18 protein-coding genes are annotated in these 17993 nt (G+C 56.3%); 13 read left to right on the forward strand and 5 right to left on the reverse strand.

The features are described 5' to 3' along the window. Positions 1 to 102 precede the first annotated feature (102 nt). From hpaB to ABLU88_RS22050, 7 genes are all read left to right on the forward strand, one after another. A complete protein-coding gene (gene hpaB, locus ABLU88_RS22020; protein ID WP_049082901.1) occupies positions 103 to 1665 on the forward strand; it encodes a 4-hydroxyphenylacetate 3-monooxygenase, oxygenase component in 1563 nt (520 codons plus the stop codon). 19 nt (positions 1666 to 1684) lie between these two features. After that, positions 1685 to 2197, forward strand: coding sequence for a 4-hydroxyphenylacetate 3-monooxygenase reductase subunit (locus ABLU88_RS22025; protein WP_004098296.1), 513 nt, complete (start codon positions 1685 to 1687; stop codon positions 2195 to 2197). A 297-nt stretch (positions 2198 to 2494) separates the two neighbouring features. Further along, the gene (gene btsT, locus ABLU88_RS22030; protein ID WP_049078852.1) at positions 2495 to 4645 is read left to right on the forward strand and encodes a pyruvate/proton symporter BtsT; all 2151 of its coding nucleotides are present in this window, start codon (positions 2495 to 2497) and stop codon (positions 4643 to 4645) included. A gap of 109 nt (positions 4646 to 4754) precedes the next feature. Then, positions 4755 to 4958, forward strand: coding sequence for a YbdD/YjiX family protein (locus tag ABLU88_RS22035; RefSeq protein WP_004098292.1), 204 nt, complete (start codon positions 4755 to 4757; stop codon positions 4956 to 4958). 11 nt (positions 4959 to 4969) lie between these two features. Continuing rightward, positions 4970 to 5926, forward strand: a complete 957-nt coding sequence (yjiA, locus tag ABLU88_RS22040) for a GTPase (RefSeq protein ID WP_049082904.1) — start codon at positions 4970 to 4972, stop codon at positions 5924 to 5926. Positions 5927 to 6273: 347 nt separating this feature from the next. After that, a complete protein-coding gene (locus tag ABLU88_RS22045) occupies positions 6274 to 6819 on the forward strand; it encodes a YfaZ family outer membrane protein (protein ID WP_014227782.1) in 546 nt (181 codons plus the stop codon). Beyond that, a complete protein-coding gene (locus ABLU88_RS22050) occupies positions 6819 to 7139 on the forward strand; it encodes a hypothetical protein (protein WP_004098289.1) in 321 nt (106 codons plus the stop codon). Before ABLU88_RS22045 ends, ABLU88_RS22050 begins: the two co-directional genes overlap by 1 nt. 44 nt (positions 7140 to 7183) lie before the next feature. On the opposite strand, the gene ABLU88_RS22055 is transcribed toward ABLU88_RS22050, so the two are convergent. Continuing rightward, the gene (locus tag ABLU88_RS22055; protein ID WP_049082907.1) at positions 7184 to 8554 is read right to left on the reverse strand and encodes an NAD-dependent succinate-semialdehyde dehydrogenase; all 1371 of its coding nucleotides are present in this window, start codon (positions 8552 to 8554) and stop codon (positions 7184 to 7186) included. A 178-nt stretch (positions 8555 to 8732) separates the two neighbouring features. Next, positions 8733 to 9188 (reverse strand): Rpn family recombination-promoting nuclease/putative transposase, encoded by a 456-nt coding sequence (locus ABLU88_RS22060; RefSeq protein ID WP_256662144.1) that lies wholly within the window; start codon positions 9186 to 9188, stop codon positions 8733 to 8735. 82 nt (positions 9189 to 9270) lie between these two features. Between ABLU88_RS22060 and ABLU88_RS22065 the strand changes: the two genes are divergently transcribed. Beyond that, positions 9271 to 10086: an AraC family transcriptional regulator gene (locus ABLU88_RS22065; RefSeq protein ID WP_049078854.1), complete on the forward strand. Its 816-nt coding sequence runs from the start codon at positions 9271 to 9273 to the stop codon at positions 10084 to 10086. Positions 10087 to 10132: 46 nt separating this feature from the next. Next, positions 10133 to 10774 carry a LysE family translocator gene (locus ABLU88_RS22070; RefSeq protein ID WP_047724601.1) on the forward strand — a complete coding sequence of 214 codons (642 nt, stop codon included), beginning with the start codon at positions 10133 to 10135 and terminating at the stop codon, positions 10772 to 10774. 89 nt (positions 10775 to 10863) lie between these two features. Here ABLU88_RS22070 and ABLU88_RS22075 read toward each other — a convergent pair whose 3' ends face one another. Continuing rightward, positions 10864 to 11298, reverse strand: coding sequence for a hypothetical protein (locus ABLU88_RS22075; protein ID WP_348837967.1), 435 nt, complete (start codon positions 11296 to 11298; stop codon positions 10864 to 10866). A gap of 300 nt (positions 11299 to 11598) precedes the next feature. Here ABLU88_RS22075 and ABLU88_RS22080 point away from each other — a divergent pair, with 300 nt between their 5' ends. Both ABLU88_RS22080 and mdtM read left to right on the forward strand, forming a co-directional pair. After that, a complete protein-coding gene (locus ABLU88_RS22080) occupies positions 11599 to 12888 on the forward strand; it encodes a DUF445 domain-containing protein (protein ID WP_265801736.1) in 1290 nt (429 codons plus the stop codon). Positions 12889 to 13051: 163 nt separating this feature from the next. Further along, positions 13052 to 14293 (forward strand): multidrug efflux MFS transporter MdtM, encoded by a 1242-nt coding sequence (gene mdtM / locus ABLU88_RS22085; protein WP_348837970.1) that lies wholly within the window; start codon positions 13052 to 13054, stop codon positions 14291 to 14293. Positions 14294 to 14303: 10 nt separating this feature from the next. Here mdtM and ABLU88_RS22090 read toward each other — a convergent pair whose 3' ends face one another. Together ABLU88_RS22090 and ABLU88_RS22095 are read right to left on the reverse strand one after the other, a co-directional pair. Further along, the gene (locus ABLU88_RS22090) at positions 14304 to 14930 is read right to left on the reverse strand and encodes a ParB/RepB/Spo0J family partition protein (protein ID WP_348837972.1); all 627 of its coding nucleotides are present in this window, start codon (positions 14928 to 14930) and stop codon (positions 14304 to 14306) included. Continuing rightward, positions 14930 to 16141: a DUF3440 domain-containing protein gene (locus ABLU88_RS22095; protein WP_348837974.1), complete on the reverse strand. Its 1212-nt coding sequence runs from the start codon at positions 16139 to 16141 to the stop codon at positions 14930 to 14932. The genes ABLU88_RS22090 and ABLU88_RS22095 overlap by 1 nt, the downstream gene beginning before the upstream one ends. 374 nt (positions 16142 to 16515) lie before the next feature. Here ABLU88_RS22095 and ABLU88_RS22100 point away from each other — a divergent pair, with 374 nt between their 5' ends. Further along, positions 16516 to 16755, forward strand: a complete 240-nt coding sequence (locus ABLU88_RS22100; RefSeq protein ID WP_009652824.1) for a DUF2164 domain-containing protein — start codon at positions 16516 to 16518, stop codon at positions 16753 to 16755. Positions 16756 to 16837: 82 nt separating this feature from the next. Then, positions 16838 to 17989, forward strand: coding sequence for a double-cubane-cluster-containing anaerobic reductase (locus ABLU88_RS22105; RefSeq protein ID WP_048262610.1), 1152 nt, complete (start codon positions 16838 to 16840; stop codon positions 17987 to 17989). Positions 17990 to 17993 lie beyond the last annotated feature (4 nt).

The following is a 17993-nucleotide window of genomic DNA, read 5'->3' on the forward strand; positions in this document are numbered from 1 at the left end:
TAAAAGTCTCTTCACGAAAGCCGCGTTAACCGCTTCAATTGAACAACAAAAACAAAACATAAATTTAACATCGCATTCCGATTAATACTGAAGAGGTCACCTATGAAACCTGAAAATTTCCGTGCCGACGCTAAACGCCCGTTAACCGGTGAAGAGTACCTGAAGAGCCTGCAGGACGGCCGCGAAATCTATATCTACGGCGAACGCGTTAAGGACGTGACCACCCACCCGGCGTTCCGCAACGCCGCCGCCTCCGTCGCCCAGATGTACGACGCGCTGCATAAACCCGAGCTGCAGGATACCCTGTGCTGGGGCACCGATACCGGCAGCGGCGGCTATACCCACAAGTTCTTCCGCGTCGCGAAAAGCGCCGACGATCTGCGCCAGCAGCGCGACGCTATCGCCGAATGGTCGCGCCTGAGCTACGGCTGGATGGGACGTACCCCGGACTACAAAGCCGCGTTCGGCTGCGCGCTCGGCGCAAACCCGGCGTTTTATGGTCAGTTTGAACAGAACGCCCGCAGCTGGTACACCCGCATCCAGGAAACAGGCCTCTACTTTAACCACGCCATCGTCAACCCGCCCATCGACCGCCATAAGCCAGCCGACGAAGTGAAAGACGTCTATATCAAGCTGGAAAAAGAGACCGATGCCGGGATCATCGTCAGCGGCGCGAAAGTGGTAGCCACCAACTCGGCGCTCACCCACTACAACATGATTGGCTTCGGCTCGGCGCAGGTGATGGGCGAAAACCCGGACTTCGCGCTGATGTTCGTCGCGCCGATGGACGCCGAAGGGGTCAAGCTTATCTCCCGCGCCTCCTATGAGCTGGTCGCCGGAGCAACCGGATCGCCCTACGATTATCCGCTCTCCAGCCGCTTCGACGAAAACGATGCGATCCTGGTGATGGATAATGTGCTGATCCCATGGGAAAACGTGCTGATCTATCGCGACTTCGATCGCTGCCGCCGCTGGACGATGGAGGGCGGTTTCGCCCGCATGTATCCGCTACAGGCCTGCGTGCGTCTGGCCGTGAAGCTCGATTTCATCACCGCCCTGCTCAAGCGCTCGCTGGAGTGTACCGGAACCCTGGAGTTCCGCGGCGTGCAGGCGGATCTCGGCGAAGTGGTGGCCTGGCGCAATATGTTCTGGGCGCTGAGCGATTCGATGTGCGCCGAAGCCACGCCGTGGGTTAACGGCGCGTATCTGCCGGATCACGCCGCGCTGCAAACCTATCGCGTGATGGCGCCGATGGCCTACGCCAAAATCAAAAACATTATTGAACGCAACGTCACCAGCGGCCTGATCTATCTGCCGTCCAGCGCCCGCGATCTCAATAATCCGCAGATCAACGAATACCTGGCGAAATACGTGCGCGGATCGAACGGCATGGATCACGTCGAGCGCATCAAGATCCTCAAACTGATGTGGGACGCCATCGGCAGCGAGTTTGGCGGCCGTCATGAACTGTACGAAATCAACTACTCCGGTAGCCAGGATGAGATTCGCCTGCAGTGCCTGCGTCAGGCGCAGAGCTCCGGCAACATGGACAAAATGATGGCGATGGTGGATCGCTGCCTGTCCGAGTACGACCAGAACGGCTGGACGGTGCCGCATCTGCACAACAATACCGATATCAACATGCTGGATAAGCTGCTGAAGTAACCGGCAGCGGGAGGTCACAATGCAATTAGATGAACAACGTCTGCGTTTTCGCGATGCCATGGCCAGTCTGTCGGCCGCCGTTAACGTCATCACCACCGAAGGCGAGGCGGGCCGCTGCGGTATCACCGCCACCGCGGTCTGTTCGGTGACCGATACGCCGCCGTCGGTAATGGTCTGCATCAACGCTAACAGCGCGATGAATCCGGTGTTCCAGGGCAACGGCAAGCTGTGCATCAACGTGCTGAACCACGAGCAAGAGGAGATGGCCCGCCACTTCGCCGGCATGACCGGGATGACGATGGACGACCGTTTCGGCCTCAGCGGCTGGCAAAAAGGCGCGCTGGGCCAGCCGGTGCTAAAAGGCGCGCTGGCGAGCCTTGAGGGCGAGATTAGCCAGGTGCAGACCATCGGTAGCCACCTGGTCTATCTGGTGGAAATCAGGAACATTACCCTGAGCCAGCAGGGCCACGGGCTGATCTACTTTAAGCGCCGCTTCCATCCGGTGATGATGGAGATGGACGTCGTGGCGTAGTTTTGCCTTCCCCTCTCTCGCGGGAGAGGGGATTACCTCGCTTCCCCCCATCGTCACGGCGGGAATATTCCTGTGATCTCAATCACATATTTAAGCCTGCCGGGATTCCTGCCCAACCGCTTACCCTCGCAAGTGACCGCTTAACCCCGAATATAACCACTCACAGATTTACCCAACTTTACGCGCGCGACGTTCTGGCAAGATGGTCCCCAGCATAGCTAATCAATGCCTCCTCAAACACTAACTAAACCCAGACGGCTTCGGCCCATTATTCATCTTATTAAGCCAGGTTTTACTATGGATACTAAAAAGTTATTCAAGCACATACCCTGGGTGATTCTTGGAATCATCGGGGCATTTTGCCTCTCGGTCGTCGCTCTGCGCCGCGGCGAGCACGTCAGTGCGCTGTGGATCGTGGTGGCCTCGGTTTCCGTCTACCTCGTCGCCTACCGTTATTACAGCCTGTACATTGCGCAAAAGGTCATGAAGCTCGATCCTACGCGCTCCACGCCTGCGGTGATTAACAACGATGGCCTGAACTACGTTCCGACCAACCGCTACGTGCTGTTCGGCCACCACTTTGCCGCGATTGCCGGCGCCGGTCCGCTGGTGGGCCCGGTGCTCGCCGCGCAGATGGGCTACCTGCCGGGTACCCTGTGGCTGCTGGCGGGCGTCGTGCTGGCAGGGGCGGTGCAGGACTTTATGGTGCTGTTTATCTCCTCGCGCCGTAACGGTGCCTCGCTGGGAGAAATGATCAAGCAGGAGATGGGTCCGGTACCGGGCTCCATCGCGCTGTTCGGCTGCTTCCTGATAATGATCATCATCCTTGCGGTGCTGGCGTTAATCGTGGTGAAAGCGCTGGCGGAAAGCCCGTGGGGCGTCTTCACCGTCTGCTCGACCGTGCCGATCGCCCTGTTTATGGGGATCTACATGCGCTTCCTGCGCCCGGGCCGCGTAGGCGAAGTATCGGTGATTGGTATCGTCCTGCTGGTAGCGTCGATTTACTTCGGCGGCGTGATTGCCCACGACCCGTACTGGGGCCCGGCGCTGACCTTTAAAGACACCACTATTACCTTTACCCTGATTGGCTACGCGTTTATCTCGGCGCTGCTGCCGGTCTGGCTGATTCTGGCGCCGCGCGACTACCTGGCGACCTTCCTGAAAATTGGCGTTATCGTCGGCCTGGCGCTGGGCATTGTTATCCTCAACCCGGACCTGAAAATGCCGGCGGTGACCCAGTACATTGACGGTACCGGTCCGCTGTGGAAAGGCGCGCTGTTCCCGTTCCTGTTTATCACTATCGCCTGCGGCGCGGTCTCCGGCTTCCACGCCCTGATCGCCTCCGGCACCACGCCGAAGCTGCTGGCTAACGAAACCGACGCCCGCTTTATCGGCTACGGCGCGATGCTGATGGAATCTTTCGTCGCTATCATGGCGCTGGTAGCGGCCTCAATTATCGAACCGGGCCTCTACTTCGCGATGAACACCCCGCCAGCGGGTCTGGGCATCACCATGCCGAACCTGCACGAAATGGGCGGTGAGAACGCCGCGCTGATTGCCGCGCAGCTGAGGGATGTCACCGCACACGCGGCGGCGACCGTCAGCTCCTGGGGCTTCGTGATCTCACCTGAGCAAATCCTGCAAACCGCGAAAGATATCGGCGAACCGTCGGTACTGAACCGCGCGGGCGGCGCGCCGACGCTGGCCGTGGGTATCGCTCACGTGTTCCACAAAATCATCCCGATGGCGGATATGGGCTTCTGGTACCACTTCGGTATTCTGTTTGAAGCGCTGTTTATCCTCACCGCGCTGGATGCCGGTACCCGTGCAGGCCGCTTTATGCTGCAGGATCTGCTGGGCAACTTCGTGCCGTTCCTCAAGAAAACCGACTCGCTGGTGGCCGGTGTTATCGGTACCGCGGGCTGCGTCGGCCTGTGGGGCTACCTGCTGTATCAGGGCGTGGTCGACCCGCTGGGCGGCGTGAAGAGCCTGTGGCCGCTGTTCGGTATCTCTAACCAGATGCTGGCCGCCGTGGCGCTGGTGCTCGGCACCGTGGTGCTGGTCAAAATGCAGCGCACCAAATATATCTGGGTCACCGTGATCCCGGCCGCATGGCTGCTGCTGTGCACCACCTGGGCGCTGGGCCTGAAACTGTTCAGCACCAACCCGCAGATGGAAGGCTTCTTCTTCATGGCGCAGCAGTATAAAGAGAAGATCGCCGCCGGCGGCGAACTGACCGCGCAGCAGATTGCCAACATGAACCATATCGTGGTGAACAACTACACCAACGCGGGTCTGAGCATTCTGTTCCTGGTGGTGGTCTACAGCATCATCTTCTACGGCATCAAAACCTGGCTCAACGTGCGCAACAATAAAGTGCGTACCGACAAAGAGACCCCGTACGTGCCGGTACCGGAAGGCGGCGTGAAGACCTCTTCGCATCACTAAACCTTAATGCCGGATGGCGCTACGCTTATCCGGTCTACACAAACGAATGTTTGTAGGCCGGATGAGGCGCTAGCCGCCATCCGGCTTTATTCGTTCTCTGGGACTCAGAATGTTTGGTAACTTAGGTCAGGCAAAAAAATACCTCGGTCAGGCAGCGAAAATGCTGATTGGCATTCCGGATTACGATAATTACGTCGAGCATATGCAGACTAACCATCCGGACAAGCCGTACATGACCTACGATGAATTCTTTCGCGAACGCCAGCAGGCCCGCTACGGCGGCGACGGCAAAGGCGGCGTACGCTGCTGCTAATGGAGGCAAACATGGCACCGATTGCAGTCACCCTGCTCACCGGTTTTCTTGGCGCGGGTAAAACCACCCTGCTGCGCCATATCCTGAACGAACGGCACGGCTTTAAAATTGCCGTTATCGAAAACGAATTTGGCGAAGTCGCCGTCGATGACCAGCTTATCGGCGATCGCGCCACGCAGATTAAAACCCTGACCAACGGCTGCATCTGCTGTACCCGTTCCAACGAACTGGAAGACGCCCTGCTCGATCTGCTCGACAGCCGCGATCGCGGAGAAATTGATTTTGACCGGCTGGTGATCGAATGTACCGGCATGGCCGACCCCGGCCCGATTATCCAGACCTTTTTCTCTCACGATGTGCTGTGTGAACGCTATCTGCTGGATGGCGTGATTGCGCTGGTTGACGCGGTGCATGCCGACCAGCAGATGAATCAGTTCACCATTGCCCAGTCGCAGGTGGGCTACGCCGATCGTATCCTGCTCACCAAAACTGACATGGCGGGCGACAGCGACAAGCTCCGCGAACGGCTGATGCGTATTAACGCCCGCGCGCCGATTTACAACGTCACCCACGGCGATATCGACCTGAATCTACTGTTTAACACCAGCGGCTTTATGCTGGAAGAGAACGTGGTCAGCAGCAAACCGCGCTTCCACTTTATGGCCGATAAGCAGAACGACGTGTCGTCTATCGTGGTGGAGCTGGATTATCCGGTGGATATCAGCGACGTCTCGCGGGTGATGGAAAACCTGCTGCTCACCTTTGCTGAACAGCTGATGCGCTATAAAGGGATGCTGTGGATCGACGGCGAGCCCAACCGCCTGCTGTTCCAGGGCGTTCAACGGCTATACAGCGCCGACTGGGACCGGCCGTGGGGCGATGAGCGGCCGCACAGTACCCTGGTGTTTATTGGGATACAGCTTCCGGAAGATGAGATTCGCACCGCATTTGCGAGCCTGCGCAAGTAGTCATGTCGCCCGCCCCCTCTTCTGGAGGGGGAATGCGCGAATGAAATGTAAAATTCTGTTCTTATATGTAACAATAGAAATGCTTTTGGAAATAATTAGAAAGCCAATTATTGCGTCCACAACCGCTTTTTCGCGCCTGTTCAGCGAATATTTAGCCAAAAGATTCAACTCACGCTCAACGGCTAAAGATTACCCGTTGACTCCGCAGTAAAAACAACTAACAAACAACACAAATAAATATATCTAATAACAAAATTAGCATAAAACAGCCATCACTCGCTGATTTGCAGTCATAAAAATCGATTGTTAAGGTGCCCTCCGCGTAATGTAATGATGAGGCATAAAACATGAAAAAGCTGAATATCCTTCTTCTCTCGGCGTTGGCTGCCGTCTCGGGATCCGCACTCGCGATGGGCGGCACCGTTGAGCAGGGCAAGAACTTCACCAACCTGAATCTGGAAATGGGGAAATCCTCTTCTGGCCTGTATGTGGAAAGCAACTGGCTCAAAAATACCGATGACGGTACCCAGACAGGCGGCGTAGGCGCGGGTTATAACCTGGAACTCGGCCCGGTGATGTTCAATGCCGGCGCGAAAGCCATCTACCTCGGCCCTAAAAAAGGCGATAACGGCGTGGCCTTCCCCATCGGCGGCGGCGTCAACGTGGCCCTGACCGACAGCATCCATCTCTATGGTGAGGGCTATGCCGCACCGGAGGGCCTGAACAATAGCGTCAAAAACTACGTTGAAGCCAACGGCGGCGTAAGCTGGACGCCAATCACCCCAGTCACGCTGAAAGTGGGCTATCGCCATGTCAGCGTCGACGGCAAAGATGGCCGCCCGGGCCACACGCTGATTGACGGCGCCTATGTCGGCGGCGGGGTTACCTTCTGATGAACGGCCGCTTCGCCGCGCTTTGCGTTCTGAGCTTCACCGTGCTGCTGTCAGGCTGCGTCCAGTACAAATGGGTGAAGCCGGGAGTCAGCGATACGGAGATGAATAAAAAGCTCACGGAGTGCGAAGCGCAGGCGCTGATCGATCTCCCCCCGGATAACGTCGTCACCGGTTCAAGCTCGGAAAAAACGGACAAAAAGAACAAGAAAAAGGATATTTCCACCAGCTATACGGTTGAGGACGCCAATGAGGGGCGCAGGGATACGCTCGTCGACAGCTGCATGTTTAAGAGCGGCTGGGATAAGATTGAAGTTCAGTGAACGCCAAAAAACCTGCCAGATGGCAGGTTTTTGTCTTCACGCCGTTATTTATACACGACCACCAGCTTCTGATTCACAAACTCTTTAATCCCGAGATCGGAAAGCTCGCGGCCGAACCCGGAGCGCTTAACGCCGCCAAACGGCAGCTCCGGAGCGGTATCGGTTAGCCAGTTGATATAGACCATACCGGTTTCAATCCGCGACGCCATGCGTTTCGCCCTTTCGATATCCTGGCTGAATACGGCTCCGCCGAGGCCATAGTGCGAATCATTGGCCAGCTTCACCGCCTCATCGTCATCTTTCACCACGTAGATTTGCGCGACCGGGCCGAAGAACTCTTCAAAATAAGCCGGATTATCGCGGGTAATGCCGGTCAGTATAGTGGGCTCGAAAAAGCTGCCTTCCCGCTGCGCGGGTTTGCCGCCCAGATGCAGTTTCGCGCCGTTTTTCACCGCCTCGTCAACCTGTTTGGTCAACGTTTCCAGCGCGTCTTTTGAAGAGAGCGGCCCCAGCGTGGTACTTTCGTCCAGCGGATCGCCGATTTTCACCTGACGGAAGGCCTCGGTAAACTGGCTCAGGAACGAGTCGGCAATTTTTTCATGCAGGATAAAGCGCTTCGCCGCGGTGCACACCTGGCCTGCGTTGTTGAGCCGCGCCTGCACGCCGATCTTCACCGCCTTCTCCAGATCGGCGTCGTCCAGGACCACAAAGACATCGTTGCCGCCCAGTTCAAGCGTCGCTTTCTTGATGTGTTTAGCCGCCTGCGCCGCCACCACGCTACCGGCTTTTTCCGAGCCGGTCAGGGCCGCACCCTGTACGCGATCGTCGGCGATAATCTTCGCCACCTGATCCTGAGAAATAAAAAGGTTAGTCCACGCGCCCTCCGGCGCACCGGCTTCGCGTACCAGGTGGGCGAAGGTTTCCGCACAGTGCGGGACGATGCTGGCATGTTTGGCGATAACCGGGTTCCCCGCCGCCAGGTTCGGTGCCAGCACGCGCATAAGCTGATAATAAGGGAAGTTCCACGGTTCTACCGCCATCAGTACGCCGATGGGATGGTGTTCGACCCAGGCTTCACCCAGCTCGGACGGATACTTTACCGGCGCCAAAAACTGTTTGGCGTTGTCGGCGTAGTAGCGGGCAATTTGCGCGCACAGCTTCACTTCACCGCGGCTTTGCTCAATGAGTTTGCCCATTTCCTGGCTGGCGATTTTCGCCAGCTCGTCAACCCGGCCGTCGATCAGATCCGCCAGCTTGTACAGCACCGATAGCCGCTGCGCTATATCGCCTTTCGACCACGACGAATGATATAGCGCATCCGCCTTCTGCAGAGCCGCTTCCACGTCCGCGTCGCTGTGTGCCGGGTACGCTTTGATAAGCTGATTGTTTGCAGGATTCACCGTCTGATAAGCCATATCGCATGTCTCCTTGTTATCGCTGTTAACGCAGTCATAAATACCGCACAGGATATTAAGGGTAGTCGAGATAACTGAGGATGCGGCCAAACTCAGAGAGATACGGAATTTTCCCGAAATGGAACGGAGCGCGCTCTCGGCATAAATCGCCCATAAATAACAGCGTAATATCAATAAGTTAGTGAGTAACACCCCGGATATCCGCCTCCGACAAACCGGTAATTCTCAGCACCGTTTCCAGGGCCATACCTTCGGCGAGCATCGTTTGAGCAATACGCTGCGCTTCGGCGCGCTGCCCCTCCTCAACGCCCTCCAGTCGACCTTCCCGCTTCCCCTGCCTGCGCCCCACTTCACGTAACCTTTCGGCGATAGTCATGAGCTTCTCCTTATGCTGCGGAACACGCTGAGCCACTTCGCGGATAAATTTCCCCAACCGAAGCGCTTTGCCCGAGTGAATCAGGTAATTAAACAGCGTTTTTAGCTGCCTGTCATTAGCGTATCCGCTAAGCAAAATGGCCGTCAGATGTTCCACAATGCCCAGCAAATCGCGCTGACGAATATGTTTTTGCATCAGCTCCAGTAAGGCGACTCTTCGATGCTGGACAATTTCATCCCTCGTTTGCAAGCGAGACATTTTTGTTGAACGCGACTCGCGGTTCTCCCGCAGGATGAAGGCATGTTATAAACAGCGATCCCCCTCAGCTAAGGAGCCCACCGTGAGCCATACGCGCGATATTCAGCAAACCTTCTGGCGCGACGAACAGCTGCCCTGGCTGGAGCTGCGCAGCACCTGGCAAAGCCGTCAGGCCTATAAACGTCACCGCCATCCGCAGCTCTCCGTGGGGGCGATTATCGAGGGGGAAACGCGCTGTATCTGCAACGGGCAGGAGTATCTGCTGCGGCCGGGCGATCTGATTATTATCCCCGCCCAGGCGCCCCACAGCTGCAATCCGCGCGACGGCCAGCCGCGCAGCTACCATATGCTCTATCTCGAGCTAAGCTGGTGCTGGCGGCAGCTGGCAAACGATGCGCATCACGAGCGGCTGATAACCTCCCAGCCGGTGATTCGCGATGCCGGGCTCTTTGCCCGGTATCTGCAGATCGTGGCGTTGATGACTCAGCAAAACACCGCCGCGCTACCCGCCAGCGTCGCCCGGTTCCTGCGCGACCTGCCGCTGCGCCCGCTCGCGCCTGTGGCGCTTAGTCAGACCAGCGCGCGTTTGTTCAGTCGTCTGGCAACCAATCTGCAGGCGCCGCCGACGCTGGATAGCCTCGCCGATGAGTTTGCGCTGCGCAAAGAGACGCTGATCCGCGCCTTCAAGCAGGATACCGGCCTGACGCCCGCCAGCTTTATCAATATCGCGCGGATTGAGTTCGCCAAAACGCGCCTGCGGGCCGGGGATAATATCGCCGATGTCGGCTACCAGGCCGGGTTTGCCGACCAGAGCCACTTTCATAAAACCTTTGTCAGCTATACCGCCGCCACGCCGCGCCAGTATGCGCAGTCCCGATCAATAACAGACAATAATTAGCGTTTACGCTGGCGTAAGGTGACCTCAGATTAATACTGAGGTTGCTATGGACATACTCGCTACGCTCTTTCCCTCCGCCTTCCCCGCGCTGGCGCTCTCCCATTTTGTCGCCCTGCTGAGCCCCGGGCCGGATTTTTTTCTGCTGGTGGGCTACGCCATCCGCTATCGCCTGCGCGGCAGCGTCGGCCTGTGTATCGGCATTGCCGCCGGAAACGGTCTGTATATTCTTCTGGCCATTATCGGCTGGGGGATCCTGCGCCAGGCGCCGCTGCTGTTTACGGTGATTGAGCTGCTGGGCGCGGCGTATTTACTGTGGATTGGCAGCCTGCTGCTCAGAAGCCGTCCGACCACGCTGGCGCTGCACGGCGCCTCGGCTTCGCGCCCGCCGCTGGTGAAACAGCTTTTTCTCGGGCTGGGTTCTTCGCTGCTCAATCCGAAAAACGCGCTGTTCTACCTCGCGCTGATGACCTCCCTGCTGGGCCCGAACGTCACGCTGGTGCAGCAGGCCGTCAGCGGAGCCTGGATGACCAGCGTGGTGTTGATATGGGATCTGTTGCTGGTCACGCTGATTGCGCTACCGTCGGTGCAGCGCCGCCTTTCCGCCGTCGTCTGGCGAGTCGAGCGCACGGCCGGCGGCGTATTGATGGCTTTTGGTTGTTGGATTGTGTGGCAGTTTATTTTTAATTAATATTACCAATCATCAAATAAGGACAAAGCCTCGCCGTTCCCCAGCAGGGAATAAACGAGGCTTCACTCTATCGCCATCTTACACAATAATTATTCCGGACTATTTGCCGTCAACATATCCATCGGTACAAATACCCACTGCTGTGCTTCCGAGCCGTTAAATTCGAAAAGAATAATCGGATTCCCCTGGTTCGTGCCGCGGTTGTAGCTGTCCATAACAAAGCTCGGGTTTTGTTTGCTTTTAATAAAGCGACGTGAGCTGACTAAATCCCACCGCTGCGTCGCTTTATTCCCGCGAACCTGGAGCTCAATCGCTGCGCCTGAGCCTATACGATCCCCGCAAATGCCCAGCAGCAGCTCCTCGCTGGCGGCCAGGACGATCTCGCCGGTCCTGTCATCAACCGACCACAGAATTTTATTTAACGGTGAGGACGTCGGTAAGATAACAGCCTTAGCCCCGGCTTGCTGATCGCTAATACCTAATACCATGTCTTTTTTTGCTGCATATTTAAATATACCAATCATGAAAAACTCCTTTTATAAAAGACCAGTAGCAAGAGAAATTGATTAACGTTTTCCCTGAAATAAACAATGCCTTATTTAACCTTGAATATAATGTGATCAAGATCACTTATTAATAACTAACTTAAGAAAAAACCCATGTGGGATATATATTATGAATGCATTTAAGTTTAATTATTTAAAAATAGAATTTAAGCTACGTAAATTAAATTAACCCTCATCGTCTCTCTCGTCGGAAAAAGAGGAATCCGAATGACCAGGGCGTCAAATGGCCAAGATTTTACGCATTAGCCGTCAGGCTATATGCTTAAGCTTATGGAAAAACTCGTTGAACTGAAACGCGCCAAGCTGCTGGCGCTCTCGCTGCTGCTGATTGCAGCCGCTATTTTTATCACTACCCTCGTGCTGCCGCCGACGCCATGGGTCGGTGCGCTGAAGGCTATTTCCGAAGCGGCGATGGTCGGCGCGCTGGCGGACTGGTTTGCGGTCGTGGCGCTGTTTCGCCGTATTCCGCTGCCGTTCGTTGCGCGGCATACGGCGATTATTCCGCGTAATAAGGACCGGATTGCCGATAATCTCGGCTATTTCGTGCAGGAAAAATTTCTCGATACGCCCTCTCTGGTCGCGCTGATCCGGCGCTATGAACCGGCGCTGATGCTCGGTAACTGGTTCAGCCAGCCGGAAAACGCGCGTCGGGTCGGCCAGCATCTGCTGCAGGTGATGAGCGGCTTTCTGGAGCTAACCGATGACGCGCGCATTCAGCGCCTGCTGCGTCGGGCGGTACATAAAGCGATTGATAAGATCGATTTAACCCAAACCAGCGCGATGATGCTGGAAGGGCTGACGCGCGATAACCGCCACCAGAAGCTGCTCGATTCGCTGATTAGCCAGCTGATCGCCCTGCTCCAACGCGACAGCTCGCGGGCGTTTATTGCCCGCGGCATCGTGCACTGGCTGGAGACCGAGCATCCGCTTAAAGCCAGGCTGCTGCCTACCGAATGGCTCGGCGAGCACAGCGCTGAAATGGTTACCGACGCGGTTAACACGCTGCTCGACGAAGTGAGTCAGGATCGCGCCCATCAGATCCGCCAGGCCTTCGATCGCGCGGCGCTGAAGCTGATCGACAACCTGAAGTCCGATCCGCTGATGGCGGAAAAAGCGGACAATATCAAAGCGTATCTGAAAAACGATGAGACCTTTAACCGCTATCTGGGCGAGGTATGGGCCGATCTGCGCGGCTGGGTTAAAAACGATGTTAATAGCGACGATTCACGCATTAAGCAGCGCATTGCCGAAGCCGGTCAGTGGTTTGGCGAAACGCTGCTCCACGATGAGGCGCTGCGCGAATCCCTGAACGAACATCTTGAGCAGGCGGCGCACCGGGTGGCCCCGGAGTTTGCCGCCTTCCTGACGCGCCATATCAGCGATACGGTCAAAAGCTGGGACTCCCGCGATATGTCGCGACAAATCGAGCTGAACATTGGTAAGGATCTGCAGTTTATCCGCATCAACGGCACGCTGGTTGGCGGCACTATCGGTCTGCTGCTGTGGCTGTTTTCACAAATTCCTTCGCTGCTGCATTTACATATTTAATTCAACTTTTTGTTTTTAATGTATTTCTTATATGAATACATATTAACCATTAAAAACACATGGATATTTATGTTGACCCTAAATTTATTGCAGTGTGAAGTGCTGAAATAGTGCGCGCATAAACGGCTATTTATGGCGTAGAGACTCAACAAGGAGCCCACCGATGTTGCAATGGATGACCCGTTTTTTCGCCCGCCATTCCGCCACGCTGTTCTTCCCGGCGGCGCTGATCCTGTATGACTTTGCCGCCTATCTGACCACCGATCTTATCCAGCCGGGGATTATTCACGTGGTGCGCGACTTTGACGCCGACGTGGCGCTGGCTCCCGCCTCGGTCAGCCTGTATATGGCCGGCGGCATGGCGCTACAGTGGCTGCTCGGGCCGCTCTCCGATCGTATCGGCCGCCGTCCGGTGCTGCTCACCGGCGCGCTGATCTTTACCCTGGCCTGCTTCGCGACCCTGTTCACCACCTCAATGGAGCAGTTCCTCGCCGCGCGCTTTGTTCAGGGCACCAGCATCTGTTTTATCGCTACGGTTGGCTACGTCACCGTGCAGGAGGCATTCGGCCAGACAAAAGCCATTAAGCTGATGGCGATTATTACCTCGATCGTGCTGATCGCGCCAATAATTGGCCCGCTCTCCGGCGCGGCGCTGATGCACTTCGTGCACTGGAAAGTGCTGTTCGGGATTATTGCCGTCATGGGGTTTATCGCCTGGCTGGGGCTGCTGCTGAATATGCCGGAGACCGTCCGGCGCGGCGACGTCCCCTTCAGCGCCAGCGGCGTGCTGCGCGATTTCCGCGATGTTTTCCGCAACCGCGTTTTTCTGTTCGGCGCCGCCACGCTCTCGCTCAGCTATATTCCACTGATGAGCTGGGTTGCGGTCTCGCCAGTTATCCTGATTGACGACGGCGGGCTGACCACCGCCGAGTTCGCCTGGACCCAGGTGCCGGTCTTCAGCGCGGTGATTATTGCCAACCTGTCGGTGGCGCGCTGGGTAAAAGACCCGACGCGTCCGCGCTTTATCTGGCGCGCGGTCCCTATACAGATGATCGGGCTGGCGATCCTGATCCTCGGCAACCTGCTGTGGCCGCACGTCTGGCTGTGGTCGGTGATCGGCACCTGCTTCTACGCCTTCGGCATCGGGCTGATCTTCCCGACCCTGTTCCGCTTTACCCTGTTTTCAAACGATCTGCCAAAGGGCACCGTTTCCGCTTCGCTGAATATCGTGATCCTCAGCGTCAGCGCGCTCTCTATCGAAGCGGCGCGCTGGCTGTGGTTTAACGGCGGCAGGCTGCCTTTTCATCTGCTGGGGGTGGCGGCGGGGATCGCGGCCGCGTGCTGTCTGGCGGGTTTATTAAGCCAGATACGCCAGCAGCCGGAAGCCGAGCTGGCGCAGGAGTAGCGCACATTGGCTACTCCACGGTCCAGGCTTCACTAAAGCTCTCGTCGGCGAACAGCTCCGTCAGGCCGCTGATCTGTTTCAGGCGCAGCACCTCGTCCGCATCCATACCGAGCTCTTCGCCGATGCGCCGATCGTCCCAGCCCTGGCGATGTAAATCGCGGACGATGTCGGACATTGCCGCGATCTGATGTTTGCCCCTGGCGCGATTATAGCGAATGGTGGCGGCGATGCGCTCTTTCTGCCCTTCGCGTTCGGCATTGATGAGCGTCACCGGAAGATAACCATGCAGGCGCCGGTTCAGCTCCGGGCGACTCTTACCAATCAGATGGCGATGAAAACCGTCCACGACCAGGTGCCGTCGCTGCTGGCGAGCCACCACTACCGGTTGGGTAAAACCATCCAGTTCGATAGAGCGTTCCAGCAGCTTTTTTTCCACCGTCGCCATCACGTTGGGGTTGTAGTCATTCGCCTCAACCGTTTTGGCCTCGACCCACAGCACGCAGTCCACCGGCTCGCGGCAGAAGGGACTGTGCTGGTGGATCAGGCTCTTCAGCTCGTTAATCGCTTTGATTTTCAGGTCAACATCATCAAACGACTCGAGATATTCAATCACTGTCTTAGCCACATCCGGCGACATCAAAGCGTCCTCCACTCTTTACGTTTGTTACTCACCAGCCGACAGTAGCGCTCATAGTGCTTTGGCTGCGTCGGGCTGAACGACAGCATCCGGCACCAGAAATCGTTTTTCAGCAGCGTCTTGCAGATGCGGCGCCATGAGGGAACATCGCGATAGCCGAGATCTTTTTCCTGCTCGTCGGGAATATCGACAGGGAAACCGCGGGACTGGTACCAGTGCAGATAAATAGCGATTTTATTACGGTAATGCTCGGCGGTTTTTGCCGGCATGCTGTCGAGCAGAAAGAGCGCATACTCGCGCCAGCTAAAATGCACCGGTTTACGGATTTTGGTCTTCAGCGCAAAGTAGTCGCCGCTGGCGTTGGCGTAAATCGCGCCGCTGTGCGCGCCGCATACCCGACGGCACATCCGCTCCCAGGTCTCCGGCTCAAGAATGTGATAGAGCCACAGCCCGCGCCGCTGCTCGGGGCCGAAGGGCTCGCAGACGCGCATATTTTTCAGCGGTACGCCGGCGCGGTGCATCAGGTCATAGAGCGGATTGTAGGGGAGGCGCGACTTATGATTAAAGATCCAGATGTCGCGGGTCCGCCAGTCATAGAGGGGATAGCAGGTATAGCTGAACCCTTCCGGCGAGGCGGTGGTCCAGGGTTTATCTTCCTCAAAGCGCAGTTTGGTCGGCGAGGTGAGCGCCATATAGCGATGCAGCGACTCGTCGGTGCGGATGCCGATCAGCGAAGCGAGACTGCGCCCCGCAGCCAGCCAGTGGGAAAAGGCCGGTATAAACGCTTCAAAGGTCATTTCCGGCTGATAAAAAGGGAAAAAACCGGCATCGGTGATGGCGTCATCCGGCGGTTGCCTCACCCATTCTTCCCCGGCCCGCCAGGCGACCCATTCCGGCTCATGCTGCGATACGCCGCTCACCGTGGTCATCGGCAGCGCCACCCAGTAAAAGCGGCTTACCACGTCCTGATAGCGCTCTTTCATATTTTGTACGTGCTGGATGGTTAATAAATATTGCGCTTCCCAGTCCACGAACAATACCGCAAACTTTTTCCCTTTTTTACGCGCAACGGCTGCCGCCAGATGAAATAATACCGTCGAGTCTTTACCACCCGAAAAAGATAAACAGACCTGCTCGAAAGTATCAAATACCCAATCCAGGCGCATCAGAGCAGCGTCAAAAACATTCATATTCAGTTTTACGCGTTTCATCCTTCACCCCTGATAAATGAATCGCCGTCAGAATGTACTTATAGAAAAATTCCGTAAGCCAGATAACCTGAAATCAGGTTCATAGATTATTCATCCAGATACCGAACATGCTGAAAAAAGGCGAGCGCGACTAAATGTTATTCACACCATAAAAATCATGTTATCTCATTTAAATTCATAAAGTTACGAGAATAACTCCTATTATCTTCGTTTTCTCGGGAGTACTGTGATCTCAGTCACAATTCTCCGCCGAGCGAGGTCATCAATATCCTTTATTGCGGCCAAAAACATCACGCCATATCGCAACTGACTCTCCGCAATCGGATATAATCAGCAGCCCCGATCCACCGTAACAATATTGATTAAGGAACGCCATGAGCGATATCGATCTCAGCCCGCCGCAACGCGATCTGCTGCGCGAGAAGCTGTCTAAATACTGCGAAGAGAATTTTGAGCTGGAACTGGAGCAATTTGACGCGGAATTCTTTGTCGACTTTATTGCGAAAGAGCTGGGTCCAATGTTTTATAACGCCGGGATTGATGCGGCCATCGCCACCCACCTTGCGTGGGGCGATCGGATTCAGGAAGAGATGGATCTGAAAAAAGTCTACTAGCGGAAGATCAATAAATACCCACATTAAACAGGGTTATAATGCGACCTCTTTCATCATCTCCCGTGTACGGGGAAGGAAAACCATGTCGCTTATCACCGATCTACCCGCCATTTTTGACCACTTCTCCGCAGCCCGCCAGCAGGGTTTCCTCACGGTCATGGAGCTTAAAGAGCAAAACATACCGCTGGTTGGCACCTACTGCACCTTTATGCCGCAGGAAATTCCGCTGGCCGCCGGCGCGGTGGTGGTGTCGCTGTGCTCCACCTCCGACGAGACGATTGAAGAGGCGGAAAAGGATCTGCCGCGCAACCTCTGTCCGCTGATAAAAAGCAGCTACGGTTTTGGCAAGACCGACAAATGCCCCTACTTCTACTTTTCCGACCTCGTGGTGGGCGAAACCACCTGCGATGGCAAAAAGAAAATGTACGAATACATGGCCGAATTCAAAGCCGTGCACGTGATGCAGCTGCCGAACAGCGCCAGCGATGATGCCTCGCGAGCGTTGTGGAAAGCGGAAATTTTGCGCCTGCAGAAGGTGGTGGAAGATCGCTTTGGTACGCCGATTACCGAAGCCGCCCTACGCGAGGCGATTATCCTCAAGAACCGCGAACGGCGGGCGCTGGCGAACTTTTATCGCGTCGGGCAGCTCAACCCGCCCGCGCTCAGCGGCAGCGATATCTTAAAAGTGGTTTACGGCGCGACCTTCCGCTTCGATAAAGCGGCGCTGATCGATGAGCTCAACGACATGGCCGATCGGGTACGCCTGCAGTGGCAAGAGGGCAAACGGCTGGAGGCGCGGCCGCGTATTCTGATCACCGGCTGCCCGATCGGCGGCGCGGCGGAAAAAGTGGTGAAAGCCATTGAGGACAACGGCGGCTGGGTGGTCGGTTTTGAAAACTGCACCGGCGCGAAAGCCACCGAGCGCTGCGTGGAGGAGACGGGTGACGTTTACGACGCCCTGACCGAGAAATATCTCGCCATCGGCTGCTCCTGTATTTCGCCGAACGACCAGCGCCTGTCCCTGCTCAGCCAGATGGTGGATGAATATCAGGCGGACGGCGTGGTGGATGTCATTTTGCAGGCCTGCCACACCTACGCAGTGGAATCGCTGGCGATAAAACGCCACGTGCGCCAGCAGCACGACATCCCCTATATCGCCATTGAGACCGACTATTCGACGGCGGATATCGGCCAGCTCAGCACCCGCGTGGCGGCCTTTATCGAGATGCTTTAGGAGC

Source organism: Klebsiella sp. GW_Kp182, assembly GCF_040062275.1.
GTDB lineage: Bacteria > Pseudomonadota > Gammaproteobacteria > Enterobacterales > Enterobacteriaceae > Klebsiella > Klebsiella michiganensis.

What these genes read in the sequence shown, in the direction of transcription:
- hpaB (WP_049082901.1), top strand. Translation starts at nt 103, where the DNA reads ATGAAACCTGAAAATTTCCGTGCCGACGCTAAACGCCCGTTAACCGGT.
- ABLU88_RS22025 (WP_004098296.1), top strand. Translation starts at nt 1,685, where the DNA reads ATGCAATTAGATGAACAACGTCTGCGTTTTCGCGATGCCATGGCCAGT.
- btsT (WP_049078852.1), top strand. Translation starts at nt 2,495, where the DNA reads ATGGATACTAAAAAGTTATTCAAGCACATACCCTGGGTGATTCTTGGA.
- ABLU88_RS22035 (WP_004098292.1), top strand. Translation starts at nt 4,755, where the DNA reads ATGTTTGGTAACTTAGGTCAGGCAAAAAAATACCTCGGTCAGGCAGCG.
- yjiA (WP_049082904.1), top strand. Translation starts at nt 4,970, where the DNA reads ATGGCACCGATTGCAGTCACCCTGCTCACCGGTTTTCTTGGCGCGGGT.
- ABLU88_RS22045 (WP_014227782.1), top strand. Translation starts at nt 6,274, where the DNA reads ATGAAAAAGCTGAATATCCTTCTTCTCTCGGCGTTGGCTGCCGTCTCG.
- ABLU88_RS22050 (WP_004098289.1), top strand. Translation starts at nt 6,819, where the DNA reads ATGAACGGCCGCTTCGCCGCGCTTTGCGTTCTGAGCTTCACCGTGCTG.
- ABLU88_RS22055 (WP_049082907.1), bottom strand. Translation starts at nt 8,554, where the DNA reads ATGGCTTATCAGACGGTGAATCCTGCAAACAATCAGCTTATCAAAGCG.
- ABLU88_RS22060 (WP_256662144.1), bottom strand. Translation starts at nt 9,188, where the DNA reads ATGTCTCGCTTGCAAACGAGGGATGAAATTGTCCAGCATCGAAGAGTC.
- ABLU88_RS22070 (WP_047724601.1), top strand. Translation starts at nt 10,133, where the DNA reads ATGGACATACTCGCTACGCTCTTTCCCTCCGCCTTCCCCGCGCTGGCG.
- ABLU88_RS22075 (WP_348837967.1), bottom strand. Translation starts at nt 11,298, where the DNA reads ATGATTGGTATATTTAAATATGCAGCAAAAAAAGACATGGTATTAGGT.
- ABLU88_RS22080 (WP_265801736.1), top strand. Translation starts at nt 11,599, where the DNA reads ATGCTTAAGCTTATGGAAAAACTCGTTGAACTGAAACGCGCCAAGCTG.
- mdtM (WP_348837970.1), top strand. Translation starts at nt 13,052, where the DNA reads ATGTTGCAATGGATGACCCGTTTTTTCGCCCGCCATTCCGCCACGCTG.
- ABLU88_RS22090 (WP_348837972.1), bottom strand. Translation starts at nt 14,930, where the DNA reads ATGTCGCCGGATGTGGCTAAGACAGTGATTGAATATCTCGAGTCGTTT.
- ABLU88_RS22095 (WP_348837974.1), bottom strand. Translation starts at nt 16,141, where the DNA reads ATGAAACGCGTAAAACTGAATATGAATGTTTTTGACGCTGCTCTGATG.
- ABLU88_RS22100 (WP_009652824.1), top strand. Translation starts at nt 16,516, where the DNA reads ATGAGCGATATCGATCTCAGCCCGCCGCAACGCGATCTGCTGCGCGAG.
- ABLU88_RS22105 (WP_048262610.1), top strand. Translation starts at nt 16,838, where the DNA reads ATGTCGCTTATCACCGATCTACCCGCCATTTTTGACCACTTCTCCGCA.